At 30.0% G+C, this 16,228-nt stretch carries 14 protein-coding genes; all 14 read left to right on the top strand.

Annotated elements, in window-relative coordinates; all coding sequences use genetic code 11:
- The first annotated feature begins 16 nt into the window (after positions 1-16).
- The 14 genes from murA to asnB all read left to right on the top strand — a co-directional run bounded on the left by murA (position 17) and on the right by asnB (position 16,084).
- Positions 17-1,312 (top strand): UDP-N-acetylglucosamine 1-carboxyvinyltransferase, encoded by a 1,296-nt coding sequence (gene murA, locus EDC18_RS12130; protein WP_132253524.1) that lies wholly within the window; start codon positions 17-19, stop codon positions 1,310-1,312.
- Positions 1,313-1,418: 106 nt separating this feature from the next.
- Entirely contained in the window at positions 1,419-2,108 is a 690-nt protein-coding gene (cuyB, locus tag EDC18_RS12135) for a cysteate racemase (protein WP_132253526.1), read from the top strand.
- 18 nt (positions 2,109-2,126) lie between these two features.
- Positions 2,127-2,606 (top strand): 23S rRNA (pseudouridine(1915)-N(3))-methyltransferase RlmH, encoded by a 480-nt coding sequence (gene rlmH / locus EDC18_RS12140; RefSeq protein WP_132253528.1) that lies wholly within the window; start codon positions 2,127-2,129, stop codon positions 2,604-2,606.
- A 447-nt stretch (positions 2,607-3,053) separates the two neighbouring features.
- Positions 3,054-5,252: a DUF8725 domain-containing protein gene (locus EDC18_RS12150; RefSeq protein ID WP_132253529.1), complete on the top strand. Its 2,199-nt coding sequence runs from the start codon at positions 3,054-3,056 to the stop codon at positions 5,250-5,252.
- Between the two features lie 256 nt (positions 5,253-5,508).
- Entirely contained in the window at positions 5,509-5,859 is a 351-nt protein-coding gene (locus tag EDC18_RS12155) for a DUF2200 domain-containing protein (RefSeq protein ID WP_132253617.1), read from the top strand.
- Positions 5,860-6,052: 193 nt separating this feature from the next.
- Positions 6,053-6,250 carry a helix-turn-helix transcriptional regulator gene (locus EDC18_RS12160; protein ID WP_132253531.1) on the top strand — a complete coding sequence of 66 codons (198 nt, stop codon included), beginning with the start codon at positions 6,053-6,055 and terminating at the stop codon, positions 6,248-6,250.
- A gap of 2 nt (positions 6,251-6,252) precedes the next feature.
- Positions 6,253-6,669 (top strand): DUF2178 domain-containing protein, encoded by a 417-nt coding sequence (locus tag EDC18_RS12165; protein ID WP_132253533.1) that lies wholly within the window; start codon positions 6,253-6,255, stop codon positions 6,667-6,669.
- Positions 6,670-6,877: 208 nt separating this feature from the next.
- The gene (locus EDC18_RS12170) at positions 6,878-7,567 is read left to right on the top strand and encodes a phosphoribosylaminoimidazolesuccinocarboxamide synthase (RefSeq protein ID WP_442929365.1); all 690 of its coding nucleotides are present in this window, start codon (positions 6,878-6,880) and stop codon (positions 7,565-7,567) included.
- A 216-nt stretch (positions 7,568-7,783) separates the two neighbouring features.
- Positions 7,784-8,338, top strand: a complete 555-nt coding sequence (locus tag EDC18_RS12175) for a sigma-70 family RNA polymerase sigma factor (RefSeq protein ID WP_132253534.1) — start codon at positions 7,784-7,786, stop codon at positions 8,336-8,338.
- A gap of 1 nt (position 8,339) precedes the next feature.
- Entirely contained in the window at positions 8,340-9,755 is a 1,416-nt protein-coding gene (locus tag EDC18_RS12180; RefSeq protein WP_132253536.1) for a hypothetical protein, read from the top strand.
- 223 nt (positions 9,756-9,978) lie between these two features.
- Complete coding sequence (locus EDC18_RS12185; RefSeq protein ID WP_132253538.1) at positions 9,979-11,190, top strand: HD-GYP domain-containing protein; 1,212 nt, start codon at positions 9,979-9,981, stop codon at positions 11,188-11,190.
- Positions 11,191-11,512: 322 nt separating this feature from the next.
- Entirely contained in the window at positions 11,513-12,703 is a 1,191-nt protein-coding gene (locus EDC18_RS12190; protein ID WP_132253540.1) for a carboxylate--amine ligase, read from the top strand.
- Positions 12,704-12,727: 24 nt separating this feature from the next.
- Positions 12,728-14,212 (top strand): UDP-N-acetylmuramoyl-L-alanyl-D-glutamate--2,6-diaminopimelate ligase, encoded by a 1,485-nt coding sequence (locus EDC18_RS12195; RefSeq protein ID WP_132253542.1) that lies wholly within the window; start codon positions 12,728-12,730, stop codon positions 14,210-14,212.
- Between the two features lie 21 nt (positions 14,213-14,233).
- Positions 14,234-16,084, top strand: coding sequence for an asparagine synthase (glutamine-hydrolyzing) (asnB, locus tag EDC18_RS12200; RefSeq protein ID WP_132253544.1), 1,851 nt, complete (start codon positions 14,234-14,236; stop codon positions 16,082-16,084).
- Positions 16,085-16,228 lie beyond the last annotated feature (144 nt).

A 16,228-nucleotide genomic window follows, 5' to 3' on the forward strand; every position in this document is an offset into this window, starting at 1 on the left:
ATAATGAGGTGTATTAATGGAACAGCTAATTATTAGGGGCAAAAAACCACTAACTGGAGAAGTATATATTAATGGTGCAAAAAATGCAGCATTAGGCGTTCTTGCAGCTGCAATATTATCTGATGAAGATTGTATAATAGAAAACATACCAAATGTTAATGACATCAATGTACTATTACAAGCAATCAGTAAAACTGGTGCAAAAGTTGAAAAAATGAAAAATCACAAAGTAAAAATTAACGGAAAAGGTGTATCATCTTTTTCAATTGATTATGAATCAATAAAAAAGATAAGAGCATCTTATTATTTATTAGGCGCTTTATTAGGTAAATACAAAAAAGCTGAAGTAGCTTTACCTGGTGGCTGTAATATTGGAAACAGACCAATAGACCAACACATCAAAGGATTTGAAGCTCTTGGAGCAACAGTAAAAGTTGAACATGGTATGATTATTGCAGAAGCGAAAGAATTAAAAGGTGCTAATATATACTTAGACGTTGTAAGTGTAGGAGCAACGATTAATATTATGCTAGCAGCTATATTAGCAAATGGCACAACAATTATTGAAAATTCGGCTAAAGAACCTCATATTGTAGATGTAGCAAATTTCTTAAATAGTATGGGCGCGGATATAAAAGGTGCAGGTACGGATGTTATAAAAATAAATGGTGTTGAAAAATTGCACAAAACAGAATACATGATTATCCCAGATCAAATTGAAGCAGGAACATTTATGTTAGCGGCAGCAATTACTGGTGGAGATGTTACGGTAAAAAGCATTATTCCTAAACATATGGAAGCCATATCTGCCAAATTACAAGAGATGGGTGTTACAATTGAAGAGCAAGATGAAGCAATAAGAGTTATTGCAAAAGAGCCTTTAAAAAGCACACATGTAAAAACATTACCTTATCCTGGATTCCCTACAGATATGCAACCTCAAATGACAGCGGTACTTTGTACTGCTAATGGAACAAGTGTAATGACGGAAAGTATATTTGAAAATAGATTTAGATATATAGATGAATTATCACGTATGGGCGCAAATGTAAAAGTTGAGGGTAATACAGCCATAATTGATGGTATAAATTCTTATTCAGGAGCTGAAGTAAGTGCACCTGATTTAAGAGCCGGTGCAGCACTTATTTTAGCTGGATTAGCAGCAGATGGTATTACAATTATCAATCAATTAGAGTATATCGATAGAGGATATGAAAATATCGAAGATAAATTTATAGCAATTGGTGCAGATATTGCTAGAGTATCAAATGAAAAAGAGATTAAAAAATTTAAACTAAAAACTTGTAGTTAACTACTTAAAAAATCTGCTATAAGCAGGTTTTTTTATATGCTAAGAAAGTGCTACTTTTCAAACATATAACTTTGTTCAGTTAATTTCTACATAGGGGGAACGTATTGTGAATGACAAAATAATAGGGATTATTGGAGGAATGGGTCCAGAAGCTACTGCTAATTGTTATATGAAAATTATTAAGGCAACAAAAGCAAAAAAAGACCAAGATCACTTCCGAATAATAATAGATAGCAATGCCAAAATTCCAGATAGAACAGAAGCCATATTAGGCAAAGGAAAAAATCCTATTAAAGAGATAATAAATACAGGAAAAAATTTAGAAAAAACAGGTGTAGATGTGGCAATGATTCCATGTATGACATCTCACTATTTCATAGAAGAAGTGCAGAAACATTTGAAATTCCCTATTTTAAATGCCTTCATTGAAACCAATAACTATATAAAAAGTACATATCCAAATGCTAAAAAAGTAGGCGTTTTAGCAACTAGTGGAACATTAAAAACACAACTATTTAATAAATACTTTGGTGATATAGAAGTCCTATACCCATCAGAAAACAGCCAAAATAATAAAGTGATGGAAGCTATATATGGTGAACGAGGCATCAAACAAGGGCATCTTACAGAAGAACCATTACAGCTATTGAAAGAGACTGCAGAGGAATTAATCCAACAAGGGGCAGACTTAATTATATCCGGCTGTACAGAGATAGAACTGGTATTAAAACAAAATCATTTAAGTAAGCCACTTATTATACCTATGGATGTAGTGATTGAAAAATTAGTAAAATAGCTTAGGGGTAATATTAAAATGAAAATAACACTTTTATGCGTAGGAAAATTAAAAGAAAAATACTTAAAACAAGGCATTGACGAATATAGCAAAAGGCTTAGCAGGTACTGTAAATTAGAAATTATAGAAGTAGCGGATGAAAAAGCCCCAGAAAACATGAGTGCAAGTGAAGAAGAGCAAGTTAAAGGTAAAGAAGGGGAAAAATTAAGCAAATACATAAAAGAGAACACCTATGTAATTGCCTTAGCAATAGACGGAAAACAACTATCTTCAGAGGAATTAGCGGATAAAATAAGTGAATTAGGGGTAAGAGGCAATAGCCATATTGTATTTATAATAGGTGGTTCACTAGGATTATCAGATGAAATACTAAAAAATGCCCACCAAAAACTAAGTTTCTCAAAAATGACATTCCCTCATCAGTTGATGAGAATGATTTTATTAGAACAGGTGTATAGAGGATTTAGAATTATTAATGGAGAACCATACCATAAGTGACTGCGGTTATAAGATACTGAATTTTAAAAAGGCTAATTACCTTAAGAATTACTTTTGGTAATAAGCCTTTTTATTAGGTTTAATTTAATGTTCAGCATTAGATGTTATACAATAGGCACATATATATCAATTTCTCCATTTTGCATATATCTTTCGTCATACAGCTCAAATTGAGGCCTGAAGTCTATTTCATTCATTAGTAGGCACTGTGAATATCAGTGTGCAAGAAGAAGCCAACTATTGTATTCGTTCAACTCAAAGTAGTAAAATTTAATCCACTAAAGTTAATAGAATTATGCGAATGAAATTCAGTAAAATTATATATATTAAGTAATAAATACGTTAATTGAAATAATTAACAAAGTATTATGGATTATTAGTTTAGAAAAGTATATAATATAGAAAATAGATAAATAAATAAATAATGGTGAAAGGACAAGGGAAGGTATGAAAAAAAATAAGATAATAAGTGTGATCGTATTATTAATGATATTTTTTTTAATGAGTAGTTTGATGGTTAGTGGAGAAGAAGTGCAGTTAGATGTAAATATATCCTATGGGTTTGATGAATACATTAAAATAAATGAATCTATGCCTGTTATTGTAGAGATTACAAATTTAGGAGCAGCTTTTGAAGGAGAAGTTTATGTTGAAGTATTAGAAAAAAGAGGCGGTATAATAGGATTTGGAAAATCAATTCATATAGCACCCAATGAAACGATTGAATTTGGTTTGCCTATTAATGTTGATGTGGTTGTTGCAACATTTGATGTAATAATAAAAGATCAAAATGGAGTAACTGTAAAAAAAATGGTCATTGATATTGATCAATCAAAAATACTTACCAGTGAGTTACTAGTAGGTGTTTTAAATAATGATGAAAATGCGTTAGCTTATTTTGAAAAGGCAGACGTAAATACACCAATTGTTATGGCAAGTGTTCCTGAAAGTAATGGGATAGTTTATTACGATGCACTGGATGTTTTAATTATAAATGACTATGACACAACTAGTTTTAATGAAGAACAATTATCAGAAATAAGGTTGTGGGTTTTTGAAGGTGGTCATTTAATTGTTGGTGGAAAAAATGAGTATCATATTTTTACTGCATTTGAAGGGTTAGTTGATATAGATGTTCAATCTACAACCACAATAGAAACCAATTTTAATAATAGTAATTTAATGACCACTAATTTAGAGATAGATAATATTAAGATAGAAGACTCAAAAGATGTCTTTGGTGATGGTACAGTATTAAAATCAAATGTATTTAGTGGTGTTATTATTACAGCGCCATTTGACTTGGCTTTTGATTCGGAGTATGAAAGTAAAGAAGATTTTGCTACACTATTACTGAATAAAATAATAACATCAGAATATATTTCTGAACTAATAAACCGAGATCAAGATACATTATTAATCTATAATGACTTTTTTGATGGATTTCCAGAAAAAAACACATCTAATAAAATGTTAAACATTTTTATAGGGATTATATATTTGATTGTAAGTGTAATTTTAATAATATATGTAGGCAAAAAACTGAATAAAGGAAAACTGGCTGCTATAGCTATTATAGGTTTAGGCGTAATAACCATACTCGGTGTTAACTTATTATCTAAACAAGTAACTATAGATAGAATCAATATTATAAATTTAGATAAAAATAAACAGGCTGGCATACAGAGTTATATGAAAATATCTTTATCTAAAGGAAATGATTTGGATATTCAAGAAAAAAATGATATGACACTACAAGTTCTTAATGGGAATGGTAATGATACGCATTCAGATGCTATTTATTTTGGAATGGCAGACACAGAGGATTTTAAAGAAAAGATTTATTGGGATTTAACATACAGTGAAGAAGGTATTACGGGTAATATATATAATCATCTAGGAAAAAAGATGGAAGATGTATTTATATACGGAAAAGGCAGACTGGTTTCTTTGGGCGATATTAAAGAAGGAAGGCAAGCTGTATCAGGATATCTCAATCCATCATTTTATGGAAATAACATTATAGATATACTCTTTTCAGATGACAATAAAGAGGATATAGAAAAAGAGCAAAGAATTGCCTTAATTGAAATGTTTTTAATAGATGATTATATTGACGCCAATAGTCATTATAATTTAGTTGGTTTTTATAATTTACAAGAAGAAAGTAACGTTCAAGTTAATAGTAAATCAGTAAAAGAGAATAGCTTAAACATGGTCATTGTACCATTGGATATTAGGTTGCTTCAAGGCGTAGAACAAGTTTTTCCATTAGGATACTTTACACCTATTCTAGCGTTTGTGGATAATAGAAAAGATTATGAGTATGATATAAGCAATGGCATCTTTTATGGAGAAAAAGTGGAATTAGGCTATATATTTAATAATATAGATATTAGCCAAATTAGATTTGATACCATAGAAAATCATAGATTTGACCAGTTTTCAGGTGAAATATTTATTTATAATAATGAACAAGAAGCATATGAAGCTTTTGACTATAAGAATGAAGTATTAGAAGGGGAGCAATTGACTCAAGTATTAGATGAACATAATCAATTGCTTATTAAATTGATTCAAGAGAATAATCAAGAAGATAACCCAGTGGCAATACCTCTTATTGGATTAGAAGGCATTTATAAATAGAAATAAGAAAAAATAATTACTTCTAAACATCAACAAACCATAAATTTTATGAATTTGTGGTTTGTTATTTCTTTGAGCTGCTTGTTTATAGAGTAGAATATACAGGGGAAAAAAGAAACTGCCGTTACAACATCACAGGGGGACAGCTCTTCTGTGTTAGAGCTTTCTAATTGTCTTTCAAATCACAATTTAGAAATTTTTGAATGCTACTATTTTTATTGATATAATAAAGAAAACCATATAAGTGAGGTGTATCATGACAAAGCATCATATTTATACAATGAGTTTCGCAAGTGTCTACCCCCATTACGTTAATAAGGCAGAGAAAAAAGGACGTACCAAAACAGAAGTTGATGAAATCATCTGTTGGTTGACAGGGTATAGCCAAGAAGAGATAGAAGTGGAACTGGAAAAACAGACAGACTTTGAAACGTTCATTGGGAAAGCACCACAACTGAATCCTGCCAGAGATATGATCAAAGGTGTGGTCTGCGGTGTAAGAGTGGAAGACATAGAAGAACCAACTATGAAGGAAATTCGCTATTTGGACAAATTGATCGATGAGTTGTCTAAGGGAAAAGCTATGGAGAAGATTTTGCGAAAATAGTTATCATATGAAGAACACTGATTCCAACTGAAGTATAAAAGAATCGGTGTTTTTTATTTTCTTCTTTTGTATAAATAGAAGTTAAAAAACTTAAAAATCTATAAAAAATGGAAAGTAGACTTGACATTTATGTGGGGAGTGCATATAATAAATGTAAAGCTAACTTTCCGTTAGTTAAGAAAGGGGTTTTATAGTGAAAAATAAGTTGGAAGAAATACGCAAAGAAAAAGGTATAAAACAAGAAGAACTTGCTGATGCATTAGAAGTATCAAGGCAAACAATTGGATCATTAGAAAATGGTAGGTACAATCCATCTATTATTCTAGCATTTAAAATTGCACGTTATTTTGGTATGCGTATTGAAGAAATTTTTATTTATGAGGAGGAATAAATATGTTTAAGAAAAAGGCATGGTATATGGGTACAATAATAATAGGAATTCTTTTATTTGGAGGAAGCTTTTTACTAAAAGGTGAAGATCAGAAGCATATTATGGGGCTTCTTCTTGGAGTAGGTTCAGGATTAGTGGGAATGAGCATTGCCAACTTATATATGATATATTTAGAACAAAAAAATCCAGCACTAGTGAAAAAGAACACAATTGAATATAATGATGAAAGAAATATAACAATTCGTCATAAGGCAAAAGCAAAAGCTGGCGACATTACACAATGGCTTATTATAGGTATCAGCTATATAACAATTCTTACCAATGCGCCTGTATGGGTAACGCTAACGGCAGTTGGTATCTTTTTGATCTATAACATTTTAGGGGTATATTTTACGAGTAAATATGGAAAAAGTATGTAATCTGCTGCAGAAGTATTTTTTACAAAAGTTTAGGATGAGTATTAGATTTAAAAGCTAAGATTATTACTATGACTTGTTATAAAAATGAAGTTTAGTTTATAATTACCTTATAAGAAATAATAAATAGTAACATCTATTAAATATGATATACTTTATATATAATAATAACGGTAGTAAAAAAGATACCATATAAAGTAGGAGTGAACCAATGATGAATCTAATTTATACAGGAAAAACAAAAGATGTATATGAATTAAATGATGGCAACTATTTATTAAAATTTAAAGATGATGTAACAGGAGAAAATGGTGTTTTTGATCCTGGTGCAAATACCGTTGGACTGACAATAGAAGGTGCAGGAAGAGCAGGGTTGAAATTAACTAAGATGTTCTTCGAAAAACTAAAAGAAGATGATATTCCAACTCATTACGTTGATGCTAATATTGAAGAAGCTACGATGACTGTAATCCCAGCAGCAGTATTTGGAAAAGGACTTGAAGTAATATGCAGATACAGAGCTGTAGGAAGTTTCCTAAGACGTTATGGTATGTATGCAGAAGAAGGTCAACCATTAGACGCTTTTGTAGAAATAACAATTAAAGATGATGAGCGTCAAGACCCACCTATAACTGAAGATGCTTTAAGCATGTTAGGGATATTAACAAAAGATGAGTATTCTGTAGTTGTAGATCTAACTAAAAAAGTAGCAGGCGTTGTAAAAGAAGCACTTTGTACAAAAGGTATTGAACTTTATGATATAAAATTTGAATTTGGAAGAAACAATAAAACTGGAGAAATTATCTTAATAGATGAAATATCTGGTGGCAATATGAGAGCTTTTAAAGAAGGAAAATATATTGAACCATTGCTTTTAGAAAAATTGATGTTAGAAGAATAATATAAATGAAATATAAAAAATGAGGGTGTACTTCCAAGATGAAGTTCAGCCTCATTTTGTTCTTGTCTTATTATAAAATAGTAACATAAAGATATTACTTTATATAGTAACGGAATAAATAATCTGTGATAAAATAAATTTAATAATTATGTCAGAAAAGAACTCTATAAAACGAATTAATATATAGAAAGACAAAAAAGACAGGAGGTAAGGTATTTGGATGATAAGGAACTACTAACTTTGCTAAAGCATAACCCAGAAGAAGGGTTAGGGTATTTGATTAATCAGTATACTAATTTGATTTATTCTATTGTATCTAATAAGGTATCTAGCATTGGCTCTACAGAGGATGTAAAAGAGTGCGTTAGTGATGTTATTACGGCTTTCTATGAACAAATTAATAGAATTAATTTAGATAAAGGGTCAATAAAGTCATATCTAGTAATAATAGCCAAAAATAAGGCCATAGATTACTATCGTAAATTAATTAAGATAGCAACTAAGAGCACAAATATGAGTGAGGAACTCTTTGGATTGAAGGATGATAAAACCAATTTAGAAGAAGCCATTATTAAACAAGAGGAAAAGAAAAAACTATTGGTGGCTATAGATTCCCTTGGAGAGCCAGATAGAGAAATTTTTATTAGAAAGTATTATATAGGTCAAAAGACAAAAGAAATAGCAGAAATATTAAGTTTGCGTCATAATACAGTGGATAAAAAAGTATCTAGAGGTCTTGAAAAGTTGAGAAATTTATTAGGAGGTGTTTGATTTGGAAAAGGGAATAAAAGAGTTATTGGATGATCTGGAGATAGAGGAAACTGAAAAAATGATTAATAAATATAGTTTTTCAACACAAATGCTTGGAGAAGATGATTTAGAAGATATTAAAAACTTAGTAAGTAAAAAAACAGGAATAACCATCAAAAAAAATAAGGTAGAGGCATCAGAAGAAACACACAAAAAATCCTTCCTATGGAAAAGTTATGCCGCATCTTTTCTAGTAGTCCTTACTATTATTATGGCTTGGAATGGTGACAATATTGTACAAGGGATTCATAGAATGTTTAACTTAGTACCAGGGGTAGGGATTGTTGAAGATGAGGAAATCCTATATGCCCTTAAATCAAAAGAAACAGTAGAAACAGAGAGTGGAAGAATAACTGTTGAGAATGTAATTGTAACAGAGAGTACTATGAGAATTGATTTTGAGTATGAAAGAAAAGATATTAGTGAGGAAGAGTTAATAAAAATATTAGACGATGAATGGGAAAGGTTAATAAAAGAAGATCAATTAACAAAACCTAATATCAGTGTTTTAAAAAATGGTGAGTCTATAGATGCTAGCTATAATGGTGGTGTCGGGGGAGGCCTTATATCAAGAAATTATCTAACTTTAGAATTAAGTGAGTCAGTTAGTGTATTGGATGTATTCACAGTTGACTATGAAGATTTTAATATAAGCGTTGATTTTCAACTAATTGAACTAGAATATTTTAACAGTTTAGATGAAATTGGTGCAACGAAAATACACAATAATATTAGTTTAACAGGCGTTGCAAAAAGAGATGAGGATCATTTGTTTGTAAATGTCTATCCTCTTAATTATTCAAAATATACATTGATAAGCTTTAATTATGAATATGACCTAGAGTTTAGAGGTCAAAAAATTGAGCTTATAACGGATAAGGGAAGTAGAGAATATAGTCTGCCAAGTAGTTTTGGAAGTGGTATAAATGCAACATATACCTTTGATATTAGTGACGATTCAAAAGAGTTTCTGTTTAAAATACCGTTTATTGCGGTAGAATCAAATGAACGATCTAGAGTCACATTGCCTATACCTGAAGGTGGATTAGTGGAAGAATTGAATAAAGTAATTTCTTTTCAAGATAGTGATTTAATTATCACCAGTGTAGAGAGGACAATAGATGAGTTTGGATTTGGACATGGGCATTTAATAATCAATTTTGATTATAAAAATACTTTAGAAAATAAGGAATTAGTAGGTGTTAGATTAACAAGGGGTAAATCAGAAGGTTGGTACGAAGAGTATGACGACGATGGAAGAATGATTGCTATCGGTTATGCACTAGAGAAGTCGGACAGAAATCACTTGAGATTAAATATTGAAAAACCTCGATATATATTAACAGATGAATATAATTTAATATTGGAAGTTCAATAAAAGGCGTAACAATACTATAAATATTATAATTTGTTTATAGTATTGTTATTTTTATGGGATATGAAATTTATTCTGTAATGTAATCGTTAAAAATATGAAATTATTATAATTTAAAGACTTTTAATTCGGCATTTTACCTAGTGGATATATATGGTATACTAATTTATAGAATGGGATATAAAATTTTAGTTCTTAAGATTTATAAAGTATAAGGGTGATGCAAATGATAAATCTAAATAATCTATTAGTAGCCGTATCTAATGCATTGGATTTCGTTGAGATGGATATTCTGGGGATAACGTCAAACCATTCAAAAAGAGTTGCATATCTCTCCTTTTATTTGGCAAAAAAACTAGGCTTAAGCTCAGAAGAATGTTTTGATATTGTAGCAATATCTATTTTGCATGATAATGGGATAAGTGAAAAAATGTTACATAGTAATATAAAAGGTAGCTATCAAGTGCGTCAAAATGTATTAGAAAGAATAGAGGAACACTGCCCCATAGGAGAGGAAAATATAAAAGACTTTCCTTTTTTAACAGATGTTAAAAACATTATACTATATCACCATGAGCGTTTTGATGGAAAAGGTTTTTTTGGTATTAAAGGTGACCAGATCCCAATTATGGCGCAGATAATCAGTTTTGTTGACACAATCGATAGGCTATTTAATTTAAAAGAAAACTACGAAGAAAAAGAAAAACACATAGTAGAGTATGTTAAAAGGCAAGAGAATAAATTGGTTTCAACGAAGATATTAAATGTATTTTATGAGTTGATTAGAGATAAAGATATTATGTTAAATTTAAAGGATGAATTAATAGATAGTGCGGTGTTAGAAAATATACCCACTTTCACACAAGAATTATCCTATATGGAAATAAGAAATATTACAAAGGTTCTGTCTAAGATCATTGACTGTAAATCTAAATTTACATCATATCATTCCATTGGATTAGCTACGTTAGTTTCTGAAATGGCCACCTACTATAAAAAAGGTGAAGAAGAAAAATTAAAATTGATAATTGCTGCAGATTTACATGATATTGGTAAATTGGCAATTCCAAATAATATATTAGAAAAACCAACGAAACTAAATGATGAAGAATACAATATCATAAAAACCCATGTGGTCTATACAAGAAAATGTTTAGAATCATTAAGCACCTTTAAAGATATTACAGAGTGGGCATCTAACCACCATGAAAAATTAAATGGGTTAGGTTATCCTAAGGGACTTAAAGGAAGTGAATTGGATTTTAATTCCAGATTATTAGGGTGTTTAGATATTTATCAGGCCCTAACAGAGGATAGACCCTATAGACAACCCTTAACGCATAATCAATCCATGGAAGTGTTATATGAAATGGCTAATGAAAAATTAATAGACTTAGGTATTACTAAAGACATAGACATTGTATTTGGTAGTCAATAAAAGAATAGAAACAAAGTGACTTGTCATTTTGTCTATTCTTTTTTTTATTTTAAAACATACTAAACTTTATAGAACCATAGGCGTATTTTTTCAAGAATATATAATAAAACGTGTTGGTGATTACAGTATTATATGTTAGAATGGTAATGTCGAATTCTGTGAATTATCCATCCTTTTCTTTATGTATAAATATACTGAATTAAGACAACCTAACTTTATAATATAGTATACGGTTATTAAAATAATATAAATTGACGATACTTTAAAGTGGATAAAAAGGAAATGAAAATAGATAGTAAAAATGTATTCTAGAGGTGAAAGCATGAAAAATAAAGCAGTAATATTAGGAACCAATTATTACATTGGATTAAGTGCTCTTAGATGTTTAGGGGTAAATGGTATTCATACAGTTGCTATAGATTATTCGAAAAAAGAGACTTATGGGAATAAAACAAAGTATTGTTCTGAAAGAATAATTGGACCACATTATAAAGAGCAAAAAGAAGAGTTTGTAAAGTTTTTAATAAACTATGCTAAAAAACAAAATGAAAAGCCAGTACTCATTCCTTGTCATGATTCCTATGTGGAAGTTATTGATGAGCACCTTACTGAGCTTAAGAAATATTATCTTATTCCACAAACAGAAACAGGTTTATATTCCAAATTAATGAATAAAGAAGTGCTACATAGACTAGCAATGGAAAAAGGCGTTAATGTTCCAGAAACTGTTAGGGTTAATGAAGAGAATTTTTATGAAAAAATAGATAGCATTATAAAATATCCTTGCATTGTTAAACCAACTGATTCTCCAACTTTTGTAGCTAAGTTTAGAAGAAAACTATTTAAAGTTCACAATAGAGAAGAATTAGAAGAGGCATTAAACAAAGCAAAAGAAGCAAACTTAGAAGTGATTGTTCAAAGAATCATACCAGGTTTTGATGACCATATGCATACTTTTGATGCCTACCTAGATCAAAATTCAAAGGTAACTCATTGGGTGACTTGTCAAAAACATCGTCAGTATCCTATAAATTTTGGTGCATCCGTGTATACGGAGCAAAAGTATGTTCCAGAATTATATGATATAGGCGCAAAGTTTTTAGAAGAAGTTGGGTATAAAGGTTTTGCAGAAATAGAATTCAAAAAAGATGCAGAGACAGGTAAGTTTTACCTAATTGAAATTAATGTTAGAATAACAAATTTGAATAGTTTATTATATAAAGTAGGCGTGAATTTTCCATATATAACGTATATGGAGTTGGTGGGAAAACCTATAGAACCAAAAGCCATAAAAACAAATACTAGAAGAGTTTTTTGGTATGCTTATGAAGATTTCTTAGCAATCAAAGGGTATATAAAAACAAAACAATTAACACTAAATCAAGTAATGCTATCTTTTTTAAAACCAAAAGCCTATGCCATTTGGGATTGGAAAGATCCAATACCAGGAATTTCGTATGTGGGTATTATCGTAGGAAAAATGTTAAAGAAAGTTTTCAAGAGAACAAAGTAAAACAATTCAAGGTGGAGTGTATCTATGTTATTGACAGCTGTAATTAAAGATCTGGATATTCTTTCGATAAAAGGCAATGTTAATATTGAAATAAGTAAAATAGCCTATGACTCTAGAGAAGTAGTAGAAAATGGGGTCTTTGTTGCTATATCTGGATTTAAAGTGGACGGGCATAATTATATTCAAAAAGCAATTGATAAAGGTGCTAAAGTAATCATACTTGAAAATGAAGTAGATATAGACGAAGGTATTACAGTTATAAAAGTTGAAGATTCAAGACTAGCATTAGCCAAAGTTTCTACAAACTATTATAATCATCCAACACAAAAATTTAACTTAGTTGGAATAACAGGTACGAATGGTAAGACTTCAGTAACTTATTTTATAAAGGCAATTTATGATTACATGAATAAACCAACGTCCATTATTGGCACAATTGGTACTGTAATAAACAATCAAGTAATACCCAATAAAAACACAACACCAGAATCATTAAATCTGAATGCCATTTTTAATGATATGGTTAATGCAAAAGTAGAAAATTGTATTATGGAAGTATCATCTCATGCCCTTAATCTTAACAGAGTGGGTTATTGTGATTTTAATACAGGGATATTTACCAATCTTTCACCAGATCATTTGGAACTTCATAATACGATGGAAGAGTATTTTAATGCAAAAGCAAAGTTGTTTCATATGACAAGTGATTATAATATTATAAATATGGATGATGAATATGGTAAAAGACTGATTCAAAGAGTAAAAGATAATGATGCAAAAGTAATAACCTATGGACTGGAAAAAGAAGCCGATATCTATGCAAAAGATATTATTTGCGGTGATGAATTTACAAAATACACTGTAGTTACACCTAATGGAACTATGGATATTACAGTGAATATACCAGGCATTATTTATGTGTATAACAGTTTAGCAGCAATAGCATATGGCTATTGTAATAATATAGGACTAATGGATATACAACAAGGGATTAACAGTCTAAAAGGTATAACTGGAAGACTTGAAGTTATCTATAATGATGATGATTATAAGGTGATTGTAGACTTCGCTCATACAGAAGATGGTTTAGAGAAGGCATTAAATACCATTAGACCATTTGTTAAAGGTAGAATTATACTAGTATTTGGTGTTTATGCAGCAGCAGGAGAAAAAGGTAGAGACAAAAGAGTTGGAATGGGTAAAATTGCAGCAAAATATTCAGATGTTGCTGTAGTAACATCGGACAACCCTAAAGACCAGGATCCAGAGTTAATTATTCAAGAAATTGTTGAAGCCATTCAAGAGGAAAAGGGCAACTACAAAGCTATTATTGATAGAAGAGAAGCCATAAATTATGCTATAGAAATTAGTAGAAAAGATGATGTTATTCTTCTAACAGGTAAGGGGCATGAAACATCTCAAATAATTGGTACAGAAGAAATACCTTTTAACGAAAAAGAGATTGTAAATGAAATAATAAACAATATGAAAAATATAAAAATTGGTTAGTATCAATGAAAGGTGATTAATATGTGTGGTTTTGTTGGTTTTGCAGATGCGACTTTAGATATTGATAAGGTGAAAATAATTAACAATATGATGGATTGTATAGCACATAGAGGTCCAGACAGTGATGGTGTTTTTTCTGATGAAAAGGCAACGTTAGGTTTTAGACGTCTTAAAATTATAGATTTATCAGAAGAAGCAAGTCAACCAATGTACAATGAAGACAAAAGTTGTGTATTGGTTTTTAATGGAGAAATTTATAATTACCAAGAATTAAGAGATGAACTTATTGAAAAAGGGCATATCTTCTCAAGTCATACAGATAGTGAAGTTTTAATTCATGGTTATGAAGAATATGGTGTGAAATTACTAGATAAAATAAGAGGTATGTTCGCTTTTGCAATTTGGGACATAAAAAATGAATCAATGTTTATAGCCAGAGATTTTTTTGGTATCAAACCATTGTATTATACTCAAAATACAAAAGATAACTCATTAATATTTGGATCTGAAATTAAAGCGTTTTTAAAGCATCCAGCATTTATTAAAGAATTTAATAATGATGCATTAAAGCCATACCTTACGTTTCAATATTCTGTTTTAGATGAAACCTTTTTTAAGGGTGTTTACAAACTAAAACCGGGACATTATATGATTTATAAAAAAGGTGAAATAAAAATTGAACCTTATTGGGACACAACTTTTAAAGAAAAAGAAAATACTTTAGAGTATTACATAGATAAAATTAATAAAACAATGGAAGAATCTGTAAAATATCATAAGATTAGTGATGTAAAAGTTGGTTCGTTTTTATCTGGAGGGATAGACTCTAGTTATATTACTTCATTATTAATGCCTAACAAAACTTTTTCAGTTGGTTTTAAAGATTATGAAGGTATTTTTAATGAAACCAATTTGGCAAAAGATCTATCGGATATATTAAAAATAGAAAATCATAAAAAAATTATTGATGCCGATGAGTGTTTTGATATGTTACCTACCATACAATACCATATGGATGAACCACAATCTAACCCATCATCTGTTCCATTATACTTTTTAGCTCAATTGGCCAGCAAACATGTTACAGTAGTATTATCTGGTGAAGGTGCCGACGAAATTTTTGGTGGATATGAATGGTATAGAGATACACCAGTTATGAGTAAATATAAGAAAGTACCATATATTCTTCGAAGACCAATTTCATTAGGTGCAAGAAAATTACCTAAAAATAGAATAACTACTTTTTTAAGTAAAGGTGGTCAAAAAGTTGAAGAAAGTTTTATTGGTCAAGCAAAAGTCTTTGATGAAGATGATGCATTAAAAGTATTAAAAAGTGCGTATCAAAAAGGGCCTTCTGTTCAAAGTATTACCCATAAAATGTACAATAAAGTAGCCAATATTGATGATGTCAGCAAAATGCAATACATTGACTTAAAGCTATGGTTACCTGGAGATATTTTATTAAAAGCTGATAAAATGAGTTCTGCCCATTCTATTGAACTAAGAGTACCATTTTTAGATAAGGTGGTTATGGCACTAGCATCAGAGCTACCAACAGATTTAAGGGTAAACAATATAAATACAAAATATGCTCTAAGAGAAGCATCTAAAAAAGTATTACCAGATGAATGGGCAAATCGTCCTAAAGTAGGCTTCCCTGTGCCTATTAGACATTGGTTAAGAAAAGAAAAATATTATAATATAGTAAAAGAAATGTTCCAATCAGATATATCAGAACAATTCTTCAATAAAAAAGAATTGCTAAGATATCTTGATGAACATTATGCGTCTAAAAGTAATTACGCTAGATATATATGGACTGTATATGTTTTTTTAATATGGTATAAAAAGTTTTTCGTAGAATTAAATTAAGGCGGTTTTTTTATATACCTTACTGTATAAAAAAAATGGTAATGTATAAAATATAGAAGCATATTTTTGTTAAGAGTATTTAAATAATTAATATAGGGTGGGATTAATTTATTCTTAACTCTTATGAATTGATAATTGTCAAAA

Source organism: Natranaerovirga pectinivora (assembly GCF_004342165.1).
Classification (GTDB): domain Bacteria; phylum Bacillota; class Clostridia; order Lachnospirales; family DSM-24629; genus Natranaerovirga; species Natranaerovirga pectinivora.